Annotated in this window: 13 protein-coding genes; 7 read left to right on the plus strand and 6 right to left on the minus strand. The window is 59.2% G+C overall.

Annotation, left to right across the window (positions count from 1 at the left end; genetic code table 11):
• The first annotated feature begins 288 nt into the window (after window positions 1-288).
• Window positions 289-882, plus strand: a complete 594-nt coding sequence (locus tag PHQ58_RS07710; RefSeq protein ID WP_300109348.1) for an enoyl-CoA hydratase-related protein — start codon at window positions 289-291, stop codon at window positions 880-882.
• A 22-nt stretch (window positions 883-904) separates the two neighbouring features.
• Here PHQ58_RS07710 and PHQ58_RS07715 read toward each other — a convergent pair whose 3' ends face one another.
• A complete protein-coding gene (locus PHQ58_RS07715; protein ID WP_300109351.1) occupies window positions 905-3193 on the minus strand; it encodes a diguanylate cyclase in 2289 nt (762 codons plus the stop codon).
• 225 nt (window positions 3194-3418) lie between these two features.
• On the opposite strand from PHQ58_RS07715, the gene PHQ58_RS07720 reads away from it, so the two are divergent.
• The 5 genes from PHQ58_RS07720 to PHQ58_RS07740 all read left to right on the plus strand — a co-directional run bounded on the left by PHQ58_RS07720 (window position 3419) and on the right by PHQ58_RS07740 (window position 9696).
• Window positions 3419-3973: a hypothetical protein gene (locus PHQ58_RS07720; RefSeq protein ID WP_300109354.1), complete on the plus strand. Its 555-nt coding sequence runs from the start codon at window positions 3419-3421 to the stop codon at window positions 3971-3973.
• 127 nt (window positions 3974-4100) lie between these two features.
• Complete coding sequence (locus PHQ58_RS07725) at window positions 4101-5522, plus strand: diguanylate cyclase (RefSeq protein WP_300109357.1); 1422 nt, start codon at window positions 4101-4103, stop codon at window positions 5520-5522.
• 106 nt (window positions 5523-5628) lie between these two features.
• Window positions 5629-6135: a peptidoglycan-binding protein LysM gene (gene lysM / locus PHQ58_RS07730; RefSeq protein WP_300109360.1), complete on the plus strand. Its 507-nt coding sequence runs from the start codon at window positions 5629-5631 to the stop codon at window positions 6133-6135.
• A gap of 138 nt (window positions 6136-6273) precedes the next feature.
• A complete protein-coding gene (gene ppdK, locus PHQ58_RS07735) occupies window positions 6274-9000 on the plus strand; it encodes a pyruvate, phosphate dikinase (RefSeq protein ID WP_300109362.1) in 2727 nt (908 codons plus the stop codon).
• A 105-nt stretch (window positions 9001-9105) separates the two neighbouring features.
• Window positions 9106-9696: a thioredoxin fold domain-containing protein gene (locus PHQ58_RS07740; protein WP_300109365.1), complete on the plus strand. Its 591-nt coding sequence runs from the start codon at window positions 9106-9108 to the stop codon at window positions 9694-9696.
• Here PHQ58_RS07740 and PHQ58_RS07745 read toward each other — a convergent pair whose 3' ends face one another.
• On the minus strand, window positions 9697-10629 hold the full coding sequence (locus PHQ58_RS07745; RefSeq protein WP_300109368.1) for a DHHA1 domain-containing protein: 933 nt from the start codon (window positions 10627-10629) through the stop codon (window positions 9697-9699).
• Window positions 10630-10734: 105 nt separating this feature from the next.
• Between PHQ58_RS07745 and PHQ58_RS07750 the strand changes: the two genes are divergently transcribed.
• Entirely contained in the window at window positions 10735-11028 is a 294-nt protein-coding gene (locus PHQ58_RS07750; RefSeq protein ID WP_300109371.1) for a 2Fe-2S iron-sulfur cluster binding domain-containing protein, read from the plus strand.
• Between the two features lies 1 nt (window position 11029).
• Here the strand turns inward: PHQ58_RS07750 and ylqF are convergent, their stop codons facing one another.
• From ylqF to yegQ, 4 genes are read right to left on the minus strand one after another with little or no spacing between them, the layout of a single operon-like run.
• Window positions 11030-11989: a ribosome biogenesis GTPase YlqF gene (ylqF, locus tag PHQ58_RS07755; RefSeq protein ID WP_300109374.1), complete on the minus strand. Its 960-nt coding sequence runs from the start codon at window positions 11987-11989 to the stop codon at window positions 11030-11032.
• Between the two features lie 3 nt (window positions 11990-11992).
• A complete protein-coding gene (locus PHQ58_RS07760) occupies window positions 11993-13933 on the minus strand; it encodes a YhgE/Pip domain-containing protein (protein WP_300109377.1) in 1941 nt (646 codons plus the stop codon).
• Entirely contained in the window at window positions 13923-14330 is a 408-nt protein-coding gene (gene arfB / locus PHQ58_RS07765) for an alternative ribosome rescue aminoacyl-tRNA hydrolase ArfB (protein ID WP_300109380.1), read from the minus strand. Before arfB ends, PHQ58_RS07760 begins: the two co-directional genes overlap by 11 nt.
• A gap of 32 nt (window positions 14331-14362) precedes the next feature.
• Window positions 14363-15811 (minus strand): tRNA 5-hydroxyuridine modification protein YegQ, encoded by a 1449-nt coding sequence (yegQ, locus tag PHQ58_RS07770; protein WP_300109383.1) that lies wholly within the window; start codon window positions 15809-15811, stop codon window positions 14363-14365.
• Between the last annotated feature and the right edge of the window lie 59 nt (window positions 15812-15870).

Consider the following 15870-nt stretch of genomic DNA (forward strand, 5'->3'; position numbering starts at 1 on the left):
GTGCGCGAATCGTTCACCGGCATTGCTGCGACAAAGTGCAGGGTCGCCTTCGCTGCCACGTCAATTCCATGCTCAGGCCCAAACGGTGAAACTTAGGGTCACCCGTTTGATACACCGTCACAGCGGCGATGGCATGGTGCAATTTTCGCGACGCGCGCCATCAACCTGGGCCTGGAACTTGCGATTTCGCTGGCCGTAGCCACGACACCCATGCCCGACAAGTCACAAACAAAATCGGCCTCTGGCCCAGATGGAACAAACGCAAGCCGCAATCAAAAAAATAGCGCCGTGGGTGACACCACCTTGCCCCTGGCAGATCACATCGCCTCCATCAACCTGAACCGGCCCGACAAAGCCAATGACATGAACCTGGCCATGTGGCGTGAGATTCTGCAAGCCTTCAAATGGGTCGATGCCACACCTGAGGCCCGCGCGGCCATTCTGGCGGGCGAAGTCCGACTGTTCACCTCCGGCGAGGATAGGTCTGAGCGTGTCGGCATCAAGGAAATTGACATCGGCATGACGGCTGACGTGGGCACCTTGCAGCGCTTGCCCAAACTGATTGGTGAGGGTATGGCAAGGGAACTGGCCTACACCGTGCGCAAATTTGACGCAACCGAGGCGCTGCAAATGAAGCTGGTCAATCGCGTGTTTGGCTCGCCTGAGGCTTTACGTGCGGGGGTGCGCGAGATTGCTGCATCGATTTGCTCAAAGTCGCCTTTATCCATCAGGGGTGTCAAGGAAATAATCACTTATGCGCGCGACCACACGGTGGCCGATGGCTTGAACCATGTGGCCACCTGGAACGCCGCCGTGCTGCTCAGCAGCGACCGGCAGGAGGCCATGATGGGCAACATGGGCAAGCCTGAGTTCAAGGATTAGCTGGAGTAGGCGATCAGGCCGGTCACGCCAAAGGCGCCAGACCACTGTCCTGCCAGGACTGGCCCTTGTTTTTGCCACTGCGCTTGGCGCTGTACATGGCCAAGTCTGCACACCGGATCAAGCCATCGACCGTGCTGGCATCTTGCGGGTACACGGCCACGCCAATACTGACTGAGATATGGACCATGCCCACGGACAAGTCAAAAGGCTGCGCCAGTTGGGCAACCAATTCCGTGGCCAGGCGCTGCGCCTGCGTTGCGTCAAAAATGTCCGGCATGACCACTGCAAACTCGTCACCGCCCATGCGCGCCACGGTGTCGCTGTCACGCATACGGCTCTTCAGGCGTTGCGCCACCTGTTGCAGCAGCGCATCGCCCGCAGCATGGCCAAGGCCGTCATTCACCGCCTTGAAACCGTCCAGATCAAGCCACAACACGGCCGCACAATGCGCCTGACGTTTGGCCAGGCTCAAAGCCTGATCACAGCGGTCTTTGAACAGGCTGCGGTTGGGCAAGTTGGTCAGCGTGTCGTGGTGTGCCAGCGCCCACAGCGCTTCATCATGCTGGCGTCGTGCGGTGGCATCGGTCAGCACCAGGAGCGTGCCCGTTAACGCGGCGTCGGCAGGGTTCAGGCTGATCCAGCCAGCGCAGACCCAGACCTGTGTCTGCTGCAACCGAAACTCCAGCCCCTGCACACCCTCGCTTTGCCGACTGGCGCGCCACGCCTGCGCCACCAGAGCTCGATCTTCAGCATGCACAAAATCCAGCAGCGCACGGCCTTGTGCACTCTCCTGGGTAAACCCCGTCAGCAGGCAAGCGTTGGTGTTCAGGTAGCGGCAGGCATCCGCCTCGTCCAACTCCATCACGCCCACCGGTGCTGCAGCCAGCAGCACCTGTAGATGGCGTTTTTTATTCTCCAGCGCGATGTTGCTCAAACACAGTTCATGGGTGCGCTCGGCAACTTGTTCAAGTAGCTCCTTGTTGTAGCTTCGCAGCAAGGTTCTCGCGCGCCGGGCACGGGTGACATCAATGGCCGTGCCACGGTAGCCAAGCAGTTCACCCGCATCGCCCCAAGCCGGCTGTCCATTGAGCTGTATCCAGCGCGGTGGGCGACCACGGCTGAGCAGTGCAATTTCCAGATGATGAAACGGCTGCTGCCGTGCCAAGGTGCGTTCAAGCGCTGCCAAATGCGATGGTGACCCTTGCGCCAGCACCTGTTGCCAAGCCTGTCCTTTGAAAATAGGCACAAATTTTGCCAACCGTCCACTCACCTCAAGCAAGTGACCCTGCGCGTCCACCTCCCAAAGCAAGTCGTTGGACACGTTGGCGAAATCGCGGTAACGCTGCAAAACGCGGTTTCGGGCCTCCACTGCACCCCCCAGCCACAAGCCGACCAGCGCGATGGCCATCATCACCAATTGATATCGCAGCGCCATGCCCTCTTGACCCACCAGCGCAATCAACAGCACCAGCCCCGTCTCAAGCACCACCACCGTCAGCACCGCGCTGCGCAAACCCCAGCGCAGGGCGCCCCAGGCCAGGGGTAGCAGCAGCAACAGCGCAAAAAATGGCAGATGCCGCGTCAGGCCAAAATTCCAGGGCACACCCAGCACCACAAGTAGCGCCAGCACCGACATCAACACAACCTGGACCTCTGCGAGGTTATTCAGTGCCGTGGGTGAGCGCCTGGAAGGCCAGTGACCTTGCTGCAAATAGCGCGTCAACCCTGGCCAAAGCACCACCAGTAGCAAAGGCGAAAACGTGATGATCCCAATGAAATCCCCAGTCAGCCAGGTTGTCACGACCTCGGTAAACTGCTCAGCCTTAACAGCGCCAATTCGGGTGAGCCCAAAGGTGCCCCCCAAGGCAGCCAGTGTGCTTGAGACCAGTGCCGCGCCAAGAAACAGGGCGTTGTGTAAGGGACGGGCAAAGTCCAACGGGCTTCGCATCCAACTTCGCAAGGGGAAGATCACCACCGCATAGGCAAACACTGGTGTCATCCACTCAAGGAGAAGCCAGAACATCTGTGCCGACAGCGCCTGAGGCCATGCAGAACCAGACGCCACGTATTGAAACGCGCTGACTACCAGTACCGTGACCATTTCCAGCAACAATCCGCGCCAGCCCATCACAAACATGATCGCAAAACGCAACCCAGCCGGTAAAAACCACAAACTGGCAGCGCCGAGCTGATCATGCAACCTGGCTGAGTACCAGGCGGCCATCCAGAGCAAAAAGTAAACGACCCCCACCAGCAACAGGCGTGGCCAAGTGCCAGACTTGGGCGGCGGAAATTGGGAGAGGTGGTTCATTGAAGGTGCGGGCGCCAGCAACGTCATCCATACAACTGTATGAATTCAACACCCGACTCCCTTGGTCAAATTATGATCGATTAGCAAGTACGAATACGCTGCCAGCGTCGCCAGCATCGGCACCTCCCCCCAGATTTTGGACGCAACACTCTAGCCCGTTAGGGTGCATTTACTAAGGGAAAACCCGACAATTGGCCCATTGAAAATCGCTTTAAAGGAGCAATCATGAGCGCCAAAAAACTCTCTACCGTGACCTGCCACGTCATCAATGCCTATGGCAACACGGTCAAAAACGTCATCCATGCCTACAGTGCGGGCGGTGAGCGCGTGGTCAACCTGCTGGACCGGCGCTGGAACAGCGCATTGAAACAATCCCGATCAAAACTGGCCGCTGGTGTGGCCCAAAACGCTGGCGTGGTGCAACAACTGCTGCACAAATACACCCTCAAGGGCTTGACGCTCACAGCAGGCGGCGCACAAGGTGTCGTCAATCAGGTGGTCAAACTCGCAGACGCCGGTGTGCACAGCATGTCCGTGCAGGCCAGCCGTCTGGAAGACAAAACTGGCGCGCACGTGCTGAGCAACCTGGCCCAGGCGACTCTGCCCGGTGTTGTGGCACTGAGCGCCCTGGCCAGCAAGATCGAGCAAAAATCGGCCCACCTGGCCGGCAAGATTGCTGGCGACAATGTGGTTGTGACCGTTGCCAAGCGCACGCGTGCAGCGGTTCGCAAACCGCGCGCCGCAACGGCAAAAGCAAAAACAGCAGCAACTGCGGTCTGATTTACGTGACATAAGGCGCATCTTGGGGTGTTGGGTGTAGTGAATGCCGGGCTATCGGCTTGACCCTGAAAATCAGACTGTTACAGTTTGGGCACGTCGTCGGTCAACCTAAAAAAGTAACGCATTCATGTTCTCAAACCCCTCGCTCGGCACGTCGCCTTCAGCCGAAGCTGATTGGCGCTTTATCGTGCAATCTACCCCTGACAGTTGCAAAGCCATAGTCGCCCAGACCGTGGCCGACAACCGGCACTTGTTGGCTGACCATTTCTACGCCTACATGATGGGGCATCCGCAGGCCTCGGTTTTTCTGGACCATGAGGCAGTGCATACGCGCCTGCATGGCTCCATGATGCGCTGGTTCAATGAAATTTTTCAACACCCCTTGCAGGATGAAAATGCCGTGGTGGCGCACCAACGACTGGTGGGTGAGGTGCATGCACGCATCCAGGTGCCGGTGCATCTGGTGGCACGCGGCGCCAGGCTGATCAAGCTGGACTTGAGCGCGGCGCTCGCGCCCCAGTTTGATGACCTCGGCCTGTTCGAGAAAAGTGTCTCCTATGTGGGTCAGTTGATTGACCTGGCGATGGAGTTGATGAGCGCGTCTTATGAGCGCAACAGCCAGCGCAGTGCCCGCGAAGACGAGGCCTACCGGCTTTATTCGGTGGGGCAAAACATTGCTGTAGAGCGCGAACGCCAACGCGCCGTGCTGATGGAATGGGGCCAGGAGGTGATGTTCAGCCTGCACCGCTCCACCGGCAACGATGCCTTGCCCAGCCTGGGCAAATCGGAGTTTGGACTGTGGTTTCACCACAAAGCGGCAGGCATCTTCGACCGTGACCCGGAAGTGGCAGAAATCAGCGCCATCATTGACCGCGTGGACCACACCTTGTTGCCCATGCTGCGCGCGCCAAGCATGGAGATTCGCCCCCGCGATGTCCTGATTCAAGATTTGCAGTCCGAACTGAAAACCCTGCAATTTCATCTGTCTTCGCTGTTTGAGCGCCACCAGGAGGCCGAAAACGGCCGTGACACCCTGACGCGCTTGCTTACCCGGCGGTTTTTGCCCGCTGTGATGAACCGTGAAATGCAAGTGGCTCAAACCCGAAAATCCAGCTTTGCCCTGTTGCTGCTGGACCTGGACCATTTCAAACGCGTCAACGACGAGTATGGGCACGATGTCGGTGACATGGTGTTGCAACAGGCCGCCAACTTGCTGATGAATTGCGTGCGTAATGGCGACTTTATCTTTCGCTACGGCGGCGAAGAGTTGCTGGTGTTGCTGGTGGAAGTCAACAAAGAAGCCGCCTTGCGCCTGGCAGAGAACATTCGCCACCGGTTTGAAAGCAGCGCGTTCAACATCGGCCAAGGACGTGTGACCCACGTGACCGCCAGCATTGGCGTGGCCCTGTACAGCGGCCACCCGGACCATCAGCACCTGATCAAGCAAGCTGATGACGCCATGTACGAAGCCAAAAACAAGGGACGCAACCAGGTCGTCAACGCGGCATTTGAGCCTGACGCTGGCGCTTTGATTCCTGCAAAAAAATGATTCCCGGTCTGTGACGCAATTGGCACTTTAGGCTGGCACCGCGCGGGTTTTGCCACTACATTGAACCCGCCCAGATTTTGGGCGTTCAATTTTTGGGAGTTATCACATGGGAATGTTCAGTTTCATTAAGGAAGCCGGCGAAAAACTGTTTGGCCACAAAGAGATTGAAACCGCTGCCGCCAGTGCTGCCAGCAGCGACAGCGCCAAAGCCAATCTGGCCGAACTCAACGCCGCGGCAGCACAAGCCATAGCCACCTACATTGAAGCGCAAAACCTCGGGCTGCAGGCTTTGGCTGTGACGTTTGACGGCGCATCCGGCACGGTCAACCTTCAAGGTACCGCGCCTTCGCAGGAAGCCAGTGAGAAGGCCGCATTGTGCTGCGGCAATGTGAGCGGCGTGACGTCTGTGGAAAACCTGCTGGCGGTCACTGAACCTGCCGCCGAGTCGCAGTTTCACGACGTGGTGCGAGGCGACACGCTGTCTGCCATTGCAAAGACCTACTACGGCAACGCCAACAAGTACATGGCCATTTTTGAGGCCAACAAGCCCATGTTGAGCCATCCGGACAAGATCTACCCGGGCCAGAAACTGCGTATTCCGCCGCTCGCCTGACACCCTGCCAGGGTGCCTGTCCGCCATGTGCCCTGGCTCAAATATGCACAGATTAGTCTGCCTTTGCGGTTGCTCTTGACCCTACCTTGGCAGAGGCAGATACTGCACTGAGTCAAAAAAGCAACTCAGGGGCTGCGCATGAATTCCTCACACAAATACGTCTACCTGTTTGGCAGCAACCGCACCGAAGGTGCTGCCGACATGAAAAACCTGCTGGGCGGCAAGGGGGCTAACCTGGCCGAGATGTGCCGCTTGGGCATCACTGTGCCCTCGGGCTTCACCATCAGCACCGAGGCTTGCACGGCCTTCACCGAGCTTGGCCGCGATGCCGTGCTGGCCTTGATTCATGAGCAGGTGCGCCAAGGTGTCGCCTTCGTCGAGCAGGAAATGGGCAAGCAATTTGGCAACGCAGATGACCCGCTGCTGCTGTCGGTGCGCTCAGGTGCCCGTGCCTCCATGCCCGGCATGATGGACACCATCCTGAACCTGGGCCTGAACGACGACGCCGTGATGGGCCTGGCGCGCAAGGCCAACAACGAACGTTTTGCCTGGGACTCTTACCGCCGCTTCATCCAGATGTATGGCGATGTGGTGATGGGCCTCAAGCCCCTGTCGAAAGAAGAGCACGACCCGTTCGAGATCATCATCGAGATGCTTAAGGACAAGCGCGGCGTCAAGCTAGACACCGACCTGGACGCCGAGGACTTGAAAGAACTGGTGCAGCGCTTCAAGTCACTGATTCGCGCGCGCATTGGGCGCGACTTTCCGACCGACCCTTGGGAACAATTGTGGGGCGCGGTGTGGGCGGTGTTTGAGAGCTGGAACAACGAGCGTGCCAAGGTTTACCGCGAACTCAACGACATCCCGGCCAGCTGGGGCACGGCGGTGAACGTGCAGGCCATGGTGTTTGGCAACCTGGGCGACAGCAGTGGCACCGGCGTGGCCTTCACGCGCGACGCCGGCACTGGGGAAGACCTGTTCAATGGCGAATTCCTGGTCAACGCCCAGGGTGAAGATGTGGTGGCGGGTATTCGCACGCCGCAACAGGTCTCGCTGGTGGGCTCGCGCCGCTGGGCCGAACTGGCCCTGGTGCATGAGGACGAACGCCGCGTCCACTACCCGTCCCTGGAAGAGTTGATGCCCCAGATTTACCAGCAGTTGCTGCACTTTGAGACCCTTTTGGAGAACCACTTCAAGGACATGCAGGACCTGGAATTCACGATTCAGGAGGGCAAGCTTTGGATGCTACAAACCCGCAACGGCAAACGCACGGGTGCTGCCATGGTGCGCATTGCCATGGAAATGCTCAAGCAAGGCATGGTGGATGAAAAAACGGCCTTGCAACGCGTCGCCCCAGACCGGCTCAACGAGTTGCTGCATCCCATTTTTGACCCCAAGGCACTTCGGGCTGCACCCTTGATCGCTCGCGGCCTGCCCGCCTCGCCCGGCGCGGCGACCGGGCAAATCGTGTTTTTTGCCGATGAGGCCGAAACCTGGGCCAAAGACGGCAAAGCTGTGATTTTGGTACGACAAGAAACCTCACCCGAAGACCTGCGTGGCATGAGTGTGGCCAAAGGCATTTTGACGGCGCGTGGCGGCATGACCTCACACGCCGCTGTGGTGGCGCGCGGCATGGGTAAATGCTGCGTCTCGGGCGCTGGTGCCGTGCATGTTGACCTGAAAGCACGCACCATGACGGTGGGCGATGCGGTCTACCACGAGGGCGACTGGTTGTCTTTGAACGGCTCCAGCGGCGAGGTGTTTGAGGGGAAAATTGCCACCAAAGACGCCGAGCTGAGTGGCGACTTTGGCACACTGATGGCCTTGACTGACAAGTACAAACGCCTGGAAATTCGCGCCAACGCCGACACCCCGGCTGACGCCAAAGTAGCCCACAACTTTGGTGCCACCGGCATTGGCCTGTGCCGCACCGAACACATGTTTTTTGAAGGCGAGCGCATTCTGGCGGTGCGTGAAATGATCCTGGCCGACAACGAAGCTGGTCGGCGCAAGGCTCTGGCCAAGCTGCTGCCGATGCAGCGCGGCGACTTTGAAGGCTTGTTCCGTGAAATGCATGAGCTGCCAGTGACCATCCGCCTGCTCGACCCACCGCTGCACGAGTTTTTGCCGCATGACGATGCGAACCAACGCATCATGGCCGCCGAGATGCACGTGCCGCTGGGCAAAATCAAGATGCGGGTAGAAGAGCTGCACGAGTTCAACCCCATGATGGGCCACCGGGGCTGTCGGCTGGGCATCAGCTACCCGGAAATCACCGAAATGCAGACCCGCGCGGTGCTGGAAGCCGCGCTCAACGTCCGGGCACTGGGTGTGCACGTCAAGGCTGAAATCATGGTGCCGCTGGTAGGCACGGTGCGTGAGTTCAACGCCCAGGCCGAGGTCATTCGCCGCACCGCCGCCACGGTGTTTGCCGAGCGTGGCGAAACCCTGGACTATGCGCTGGGCACCATGATTGAGACCCCGCGTGCCGCGCTGGTTGCCGACAGCATTGGCAGCTGCGCCGAGTTTTTCTCATTTGGCACCAACGACCTGACACAGATGACGCTGGGCTTCTCGCGCGACGATGCCGGCAAGTTTTTGCCCGAGTACCTCAAGCGCGGCCTTTACGAGCATGACCCGTTTCGCTCCATTGACCAAAAAGGCGTCGGGGTGCTGGTGCAAATGGCGGTCGAAAAAGGCCGCAGCGTGCGCCCCGGCATCGAGACCGGGGTGTGTGGCGAACACGGCGGCGACCCAGCCTCAGTGGCGTTCTTTCACCGCATCGGACTGGATTACGTCAGCTGCTCGCCCTACCGCGTGCCAATCGCCCGGCTGGCTGCCGCGCAAGCCGCGTTGTCAGACTAACACCGTTAACCGGAAAAAGCGCCTCGGCCAGTGACCCCGCCCGCCACTTGAGGCGGATTTCGCTGCCAAAATAGGCTTCTCCACAACTTGTATGAAAGAAGCCACTTGAAATCAACCGCACTGACCCTCTCCCTGGCCACCGCGCTTGTGCTGTCTCTTGGCGCCTGCTCCAAACAGGATGCACCCACAACACCTGCCGCCGCTACAACAACTGTGGCTGCGATCAGCAGCTCCAGCTATGACAAGGTGGCTGCCACCGGCAAGGGTTTTACCGTGGGCGCCTTGATGAGCGCACAGGCTGTTTATGTGCTGTTTGACCCCCAATGCCCGCACTGCGGCCACTTGTGGCAATCATCTATCCCGCTTCACAGCAAAGTGAAATTTATCTGGGTGCCAATTGCCTTCAACACCGGCAAGAGCCTGTCGCAAGCCGCTGCGCTGCTGTCTGCTGCCAACCCGGCTGAGACGATGACGGCGCATGAGCAATCGCTGTTGGCAGGCACTGGCGGCATGGCAGCCTCAAGCCCTTCAGATGAACTGGTGCAGACCATCAAAAGCAACACCCAGTTGCTGAGCAGTCTGGGTGCAGATTCGGTGCCTTTCATCGTGGCCAAAAATCGCCGCACGGGCGAAATCGTCAGCAACAACGGCGCCATGGACACCGATGCGCTGGCCAAGTTGCTTGGCGTGGACTGATTAGTCAGTCACGGCAAGTGAAGCAGGTGCGTCAGCTGTCAAAGTGCCCGCCAATAACTCTGGCAGCCGCTGGTAAGGCATCTTGAAACCGCAAGCCTGGGCGTGGCCACCGCCGCCCATGCTGGAGGCCAGTGGAATGCAGTTAAAGCCGGGCTTGGAGCGCATGCCGCACTTCACTACGGCGCTTTTATCGACGGTCCAGAGCAACGCAAAGGTGCCAGATTTTTTGCACAGCATGTCGCCCACCAGGCTATGAAACACGCCGGGCGCATTGACCATCAGGCCCGTCACCCCGTTGAACACGATGGGCGTTGCGCCCTCTGCGATCAGCTCTGACAGCTTGGAAAATTTGTCGTCCATGGCGCGACCACGCTCAATGTAGAGCGCCATTTGTGCGGCATCAAAGCTCGCAATGGCCTGCCAGCGCTCAAACTCAAAGGCTTCCATGTCAAGCGCGGCCAAAAAGCCGGCACTCTCGGGGTATTGCCAGACCCAGATGTCGCGGTCTTCCACAAAACGAACCAAATCCGGCACGGGTTGGCTTGGGTGAAAAAACTCCCAGGCCAGTCGCGCGCCTGACTTTTTCATGTCGAAGTGAACCACGCCACAACGGCACTTGAAGCCGGTGAGTTTTTCAGCTGCGCTCAGGTGATGGTCAAGCATGACCAGCTTGGCGGCGCGCTCATCAATGGCGTGCAGGATGTGTTCGGCAAATGAAAAATCCAGAATGTAGACCGCACGGCCAGCCAGTGCTGGCAAATCATCGACCGAGGTCACATCGCCATGGTCCAGGCCAACAAACTCGGCTCGGCCACCGTAATACAGCCACGCCGCCAACGCCGCGGCGAAACCGTCCGGGCATTTGCGGCCGTGGTACAAAATCAGCGGATTGGGGTCATTCAGTTCAGGCAATACGGACAGATTCAAAGACATACAAAACACCAGACATCAGGTTTAAGGGTAAAATTATGCTATATATTTTATAGCTTCTTGCGCTTTTATTTATTGGGCTAGAGGCACATTTTTATCATAAAACCCATGAGCCACGTCAAAACTCCCGCGCTTTTTATTGGCAAAACCCAACCCGATGGCCAGCAGTTTGACGCCTGGAGCAACCAGCCCTTGCTGATCTCCCTGGAGCAAGGCGGCATTGACTGGCCGAGTTCGTGCCGCAACGGCACCTGTCGCACCTGCTTTGGCAAGCTCGAAAGCGGCCAAGTGCGGTATGAGATCGAATGGCCGGGTTTGAGTTCAGAAGAAAAAGAAGAAGGCTATGTGCTGCCCTGCGTGGCCTACCCGTGCTCGGATTTGGCGTTGCACGAAGGCGACTAACTCAGCGTTCACCACGCTGATCCGGACGCGGGATTTTCTTGAACCTGATTTTGCGGTCCAGCTCAATTGCATCTTTTTTCACCTGACGCTCGGCATCCAGCATTTGCCCGGCACTGAGCCACTGGGCAAATTCTTCGGGCGTTTCCAGGGTGATGCGTCCCATCACGCTGGCGCGAAAGTCATAAATCGCAATCTCGGCGGCCTTTTGCAGATCGATCTGTTGGCCGCCCCGCAGCGCACCGCGCTTGCGCCCAATGGCCTCCAGCAGCTGTTCGTCGGTCATGGTGGCCACGCCTTCGAACTTGAAACGCGCCTCCAGCAGTTGCGGGTAGTGGGCGATCAGGTAGTCCAGCAGCTCCAGCGCCACTTCTTGCTCGTCAAACGCATTGCGCCCCACCGCGCCGCTGGCCGCCAGGTTGTAGCCGCTTTTGGCCACGATGATGCGCGGCCACAGCATGCCGGGCGTGTCATAGAGGTAAAAATCGTCGGCCAGGCTGATGCGTTGCTCCAGTTTGGTGACACCGGCTTCGTCCCCGGTTTTGGTGGCGCGTTTGCCCACCAGGGTGTTGATCAGGGTCGACTTTCCCACATTGGGAATGCCGCAAATCAGCACCCGCATTGGCTTGACCATGCCACCGCGGTTGGGGGCCAGCTCGCGGCAGGCTTTGGCCAGCGCCTTGGCCGGGGCGGTCATGCTGGCATCCAGCGCAATGGCACTTGTGCCGGGCTGGGCGTTGAAGTGCGCCAACCACTCTGCCGTGCGCAGCGGGTCAGCCAGGTCTTGCTTGTTGAGCACTTTGAGCGTGGGCTTGGCTTGCGTCAGCTCAGCCAGCATCGGGTTGGCGCTGGAGCCAGGCAAGCGGGCATCAAGCAGCTCAATCACCACGTCGATATTTTTGATGCGCTCGGCGATGGCCTTTTGCGTCAGGTGCATGTGCCCGGGAAACCATTGAATTGCCATGTTTTATAGATCCAGTACAGGCCGCAGCGCGGACGGCCTCACAAAGCGCCAACGCCCCAAAAAGCTCGCTGCCAGTGCCGCCAACACAGCCCACAGCAGCACCCATTGCAAAGCGCCCTGCCAATGGCCGTCAAAGGCGCCAAACAACGCCGCCTTGATGGCCGTCACCACCCAGGTGATGGGCAAATAGGGGCTCATTTTGGCAAACAGCCCGCCACTGAGCTCAACCGGCAGAATGCCGCCCGAGGACGACAACTGCACCGCCAAAAAAATCAGTGCCAGCGCCTTGCCGGCATCTCCAAAAGCGCGGGTCAAGGCAAACACTATCCATAAAAAAGTGACCCCTGCCAAGGCAAAAATCAAAGCCAGCGCGCCCTTGTGTACGGCATGAATCTGCAGCACCCACAGCATTGCCAGCCATACCAGCAAAGCTTGCAACAACACCAGAACCATGGGCACAGCCACTTTCCCCACCACCCGCGCCAAAGCCGGGTAATACCGGGCCTGAAGCGGTAGCGAACGCATGCGAATCAGGAAAGCCGCCAGGCTCGCGCCCAGCCACAAGGCACCGGGGACGATGTTGGCGGCAAAGGCGCTGCCATTGTTTTGCACAGGTGCTGCCACTTCGACGGCGGGCTGCACCGAGTTGGCCAAGCCCTGGGCATTGCCGTCCATGGTTTTAGGCGCTGCAGGCAGCGCTTGCGCCAACAAGTCTAGCCCCCCGGCCAAGTGTTGCGCGCCTTGCATGACTTGCACGGTGCCCTGCTTGAGCGCGCTGGCCCCGCTGCTCAAAGCGCCAGCGCCACGGCTGAGTTCATCCAGTTTGCTGTCGTCTGGCAACTCGGTCACCATGGTGCGTAACCCGGCGTTGAGCGTGCGCAAGCCGGTGGTGAGTGTGCCCACACCGGTGTTGAGCTGCACAGCGCCATCACTGAGTTTTTGTTGCCCGACCACGGCGCTCTTCAGACCCGTATCCAGCGTCGCCACGCCCTGCCCCAGTTGGCCCAAGCCGTCTTTGACTTGGGTCGCGACAAACAGGCTGCTGTCAGCCTCCTCACGAAACCCGTCAATGCTTTTTTGCAGGTGTGTGCTACCCAGTTGCAGCTCAGTCAAGCCCTTGCCCAATTCGTCATGGCCAATGACCAACGCCTGCGCACCCTCGTCCAGGCGGCGCAGATCGGAGTTTCTGGGGCGTTGGGCAAACATGCTGCGCAGACCACCACCCAGCTCTTTAACACCAGCACCCAACTGGCCTACACCCTGATCCAGCCGAACTGCGCCGCGCGTTAGCTGTTCGGCGCCATGGGACAACTGCTGTGCGCCACCCGCCAGTTCAGTGGCGCCGTGGCGCAACTGGGCCACGGCGTCTTGCAACTGCACCAGGCTGCGCTGTGAGCCGGCAGCATCGGCCAGCACCAACGCCCAGCGTTGCTCGTTCAGGCTTTGATTCACTTCACGGCCTAGGTCTTCGGCAAAGCGCCGGGCCAGGCCGGCACTCGGGTAGCTGTTGCCCTCAGAGGTAAAAATCACCAGTTTGCCGGCTCCTGCCTGCGCACCCGGAATGGCGTTGGAGCTGAAATCCTTGGGCACAATCAGGGCAAAAGCCAAGGCACCGGAACGCACTTGATGTCGTGCCTTTTGCTCGTCGGCCTCGTCGACATACCCAAAGGCCGGTTTGAGTCGGAGGCGCTGGGCCAGGTCACGCCCCACATTAAAAGCCTGCCCGCGATATTCCAGGCCCTGATCCAGATTCACAATGGCCACCGGCAAGGCACCAGTTTTGGCCGCCGGGTCCCACACACTGGTCAGGTAAATCAACACATACAGGGCCGGAATCAGCACCACCACGGCGGCGGCCATCAGCATTCTTGGGTAGTGCAAAAAGAAGTGAGCCTCCAGCCGGGCCAGCGCCAGGCTGGCCTTGAAGAACCCTTCAGGTTTCATGCGACACCCGGGCACGTGTGGCCTTGGTTTGCGAGCGCTGGGTTTTTGCCTGGCGCACGCGCTTGAGTGAGGCGCGTGTCGGTTTGGTGGGTTTTCGATCTTTGGGCGGCTGCGCCACGCTGTTGACCAGTTCATGCAGGCGGATCAGCGCGTCAAAACGGTTCATCTCTTGCGTGCGGTGCTGCTGTGCCTTGAGCACCAACACGCCGTCTTTGGTGATGCGGCTGTCATGCAGGGCCAGCAGACGCTCTTTCACGTCTTCGGGCAGGCTGGATGCGGCAATGTCAAAACGCAGGTGAATCGCACTTGACACCTTGTTCACGTTTTGCCCACCCGCGCCCTGGGCGCGAATCGCACTCAAGCTCATTTCTTCGGGTGGGATCCGAATTGCTTCCATTTTTATAGCTGTCTGCGATTATTAAATAAGGGCTAGGGTGCCAAAACACCATCAACTTCTGATGCTTGTGCTTCTGATGCCGGGGCTTCTGGTGTTGGCGTTTCTGGCGCATTCACATAACGCGCCACAAACGCACCCACGGCGCTCTCAGGCAAGGGCAGCCACACGGTGTGGCCGCTGCCGGGAGCCACTTCCATCGCCTCGGCGCTGCCGTTTTCCATGCGCGCTAGCTGAACGTCCACATTGCCTTGGGGGTGGATGATTTCCAGCCAGTCACCCACGGCAAAGCGGTTTTTGACACGCACCTCGGTCAGGCCACGCGCTGCGTCAAAACTCAGCACATCACCCACATACAGGCTGCGGCCCGACTCAGAGTAACCACGCAGATAGTTTTGTGTCGCCTCTGGCGTGTGGCGCTGGAAGAAGCCGCTGGTGTAGCCGCGGTTGGCCAGGCCTTCCAGCTGGCCCAGCAGCGCCGGGTCTAGCTCGCGCCCAGACACGGCATCGTCAATCGCACGGCGGTAACTTTGCACGGTGCGCGCCACGTAATACGGGCTCTTGGTGCGGCCTTCGATCTTGAGCGAATCGACACCAATTTCCACCAGACGCTTGACATGCTCAATGGCGCGCAAGTCTTTGCTGTTCATCACGTAGGTGCCGTGCTCGTCTTCTTCGATCGGCATGTAGCTGCCTTCGCGCTGGCTTTCTTCAAGCATGTAGACCTGATCAGCATCTGGCGAGCGCTCAATGTCGCCCTGCTCTGGCAACACGCCACCGTTTGAGCGAACGTCGTGTTCGCGTTCGCGCGCCATGGCTGCCTGGCGGGTCAGCACATCGCCCGAGGCATCCACCACACCTTTTTGCGTTTTGTAGTCCCAGCGGCAAGAATTGGTGCAACTGCCCTGGTTGGCGTCACGGTGGTTGAAGTAGCCTGACAAAAGGCAGCGGCCGGAGTACGCAATACATAACGCGCCGTGCACAAACACCTCCAGCTCGGTGTCGGGGCAATCCTGGCGAATTTCGGCCACCTGGTCCAGGGAGAGTTCACGCGACAAGATCACGCGTTTCACACCCACGGTTTTCCAGAAGCGCACCGCTGCGGCGTTCACCGTGTTGGCCTGCACCGACAGGTGAATCTCCATCTCAGGCCAGGTCTCGCGCACCATCATGATCAGGCCGGGGTCGGACATGATCATGGCGTCGGGCTTCAGGGCAATCACCGGCGCCATGTTTGATACATAGTGCTTGATCTTGTTGCCATGCGGGAAGATGTTGGACACCAGAAAGAACTTGGCGCCCTTGGCGTGCACGGTGTCAATGCCTTGCTTCAAGACTTCAATGTCGCCAAAGTCGTTGTTGCGCACGCGCAAGCTGTAGCGCGGCTGGCCGGCGTAAACGGCAGTGGCACCAAAGGCCAGCGCCGTTTCCAGCATAGTCAGGGAGCCGGCGGGGGCCAGGAGTTCAGGGGTTTTGAAAGTCATTCGCAGGCTCCAATGCAGTCACATCCGCGGCAGTTCACCAGCGAGCCACTGGTGCCGGG

It is taken from the genome of Rhodoferax sp., assembly GCF_028688795.1.
Classification (GTDB): Bacteria; Pseudomonadota; Gammaproteobacteria; order Burkholderiales; family Burkholderiaceae_C; genus Rhodoferax.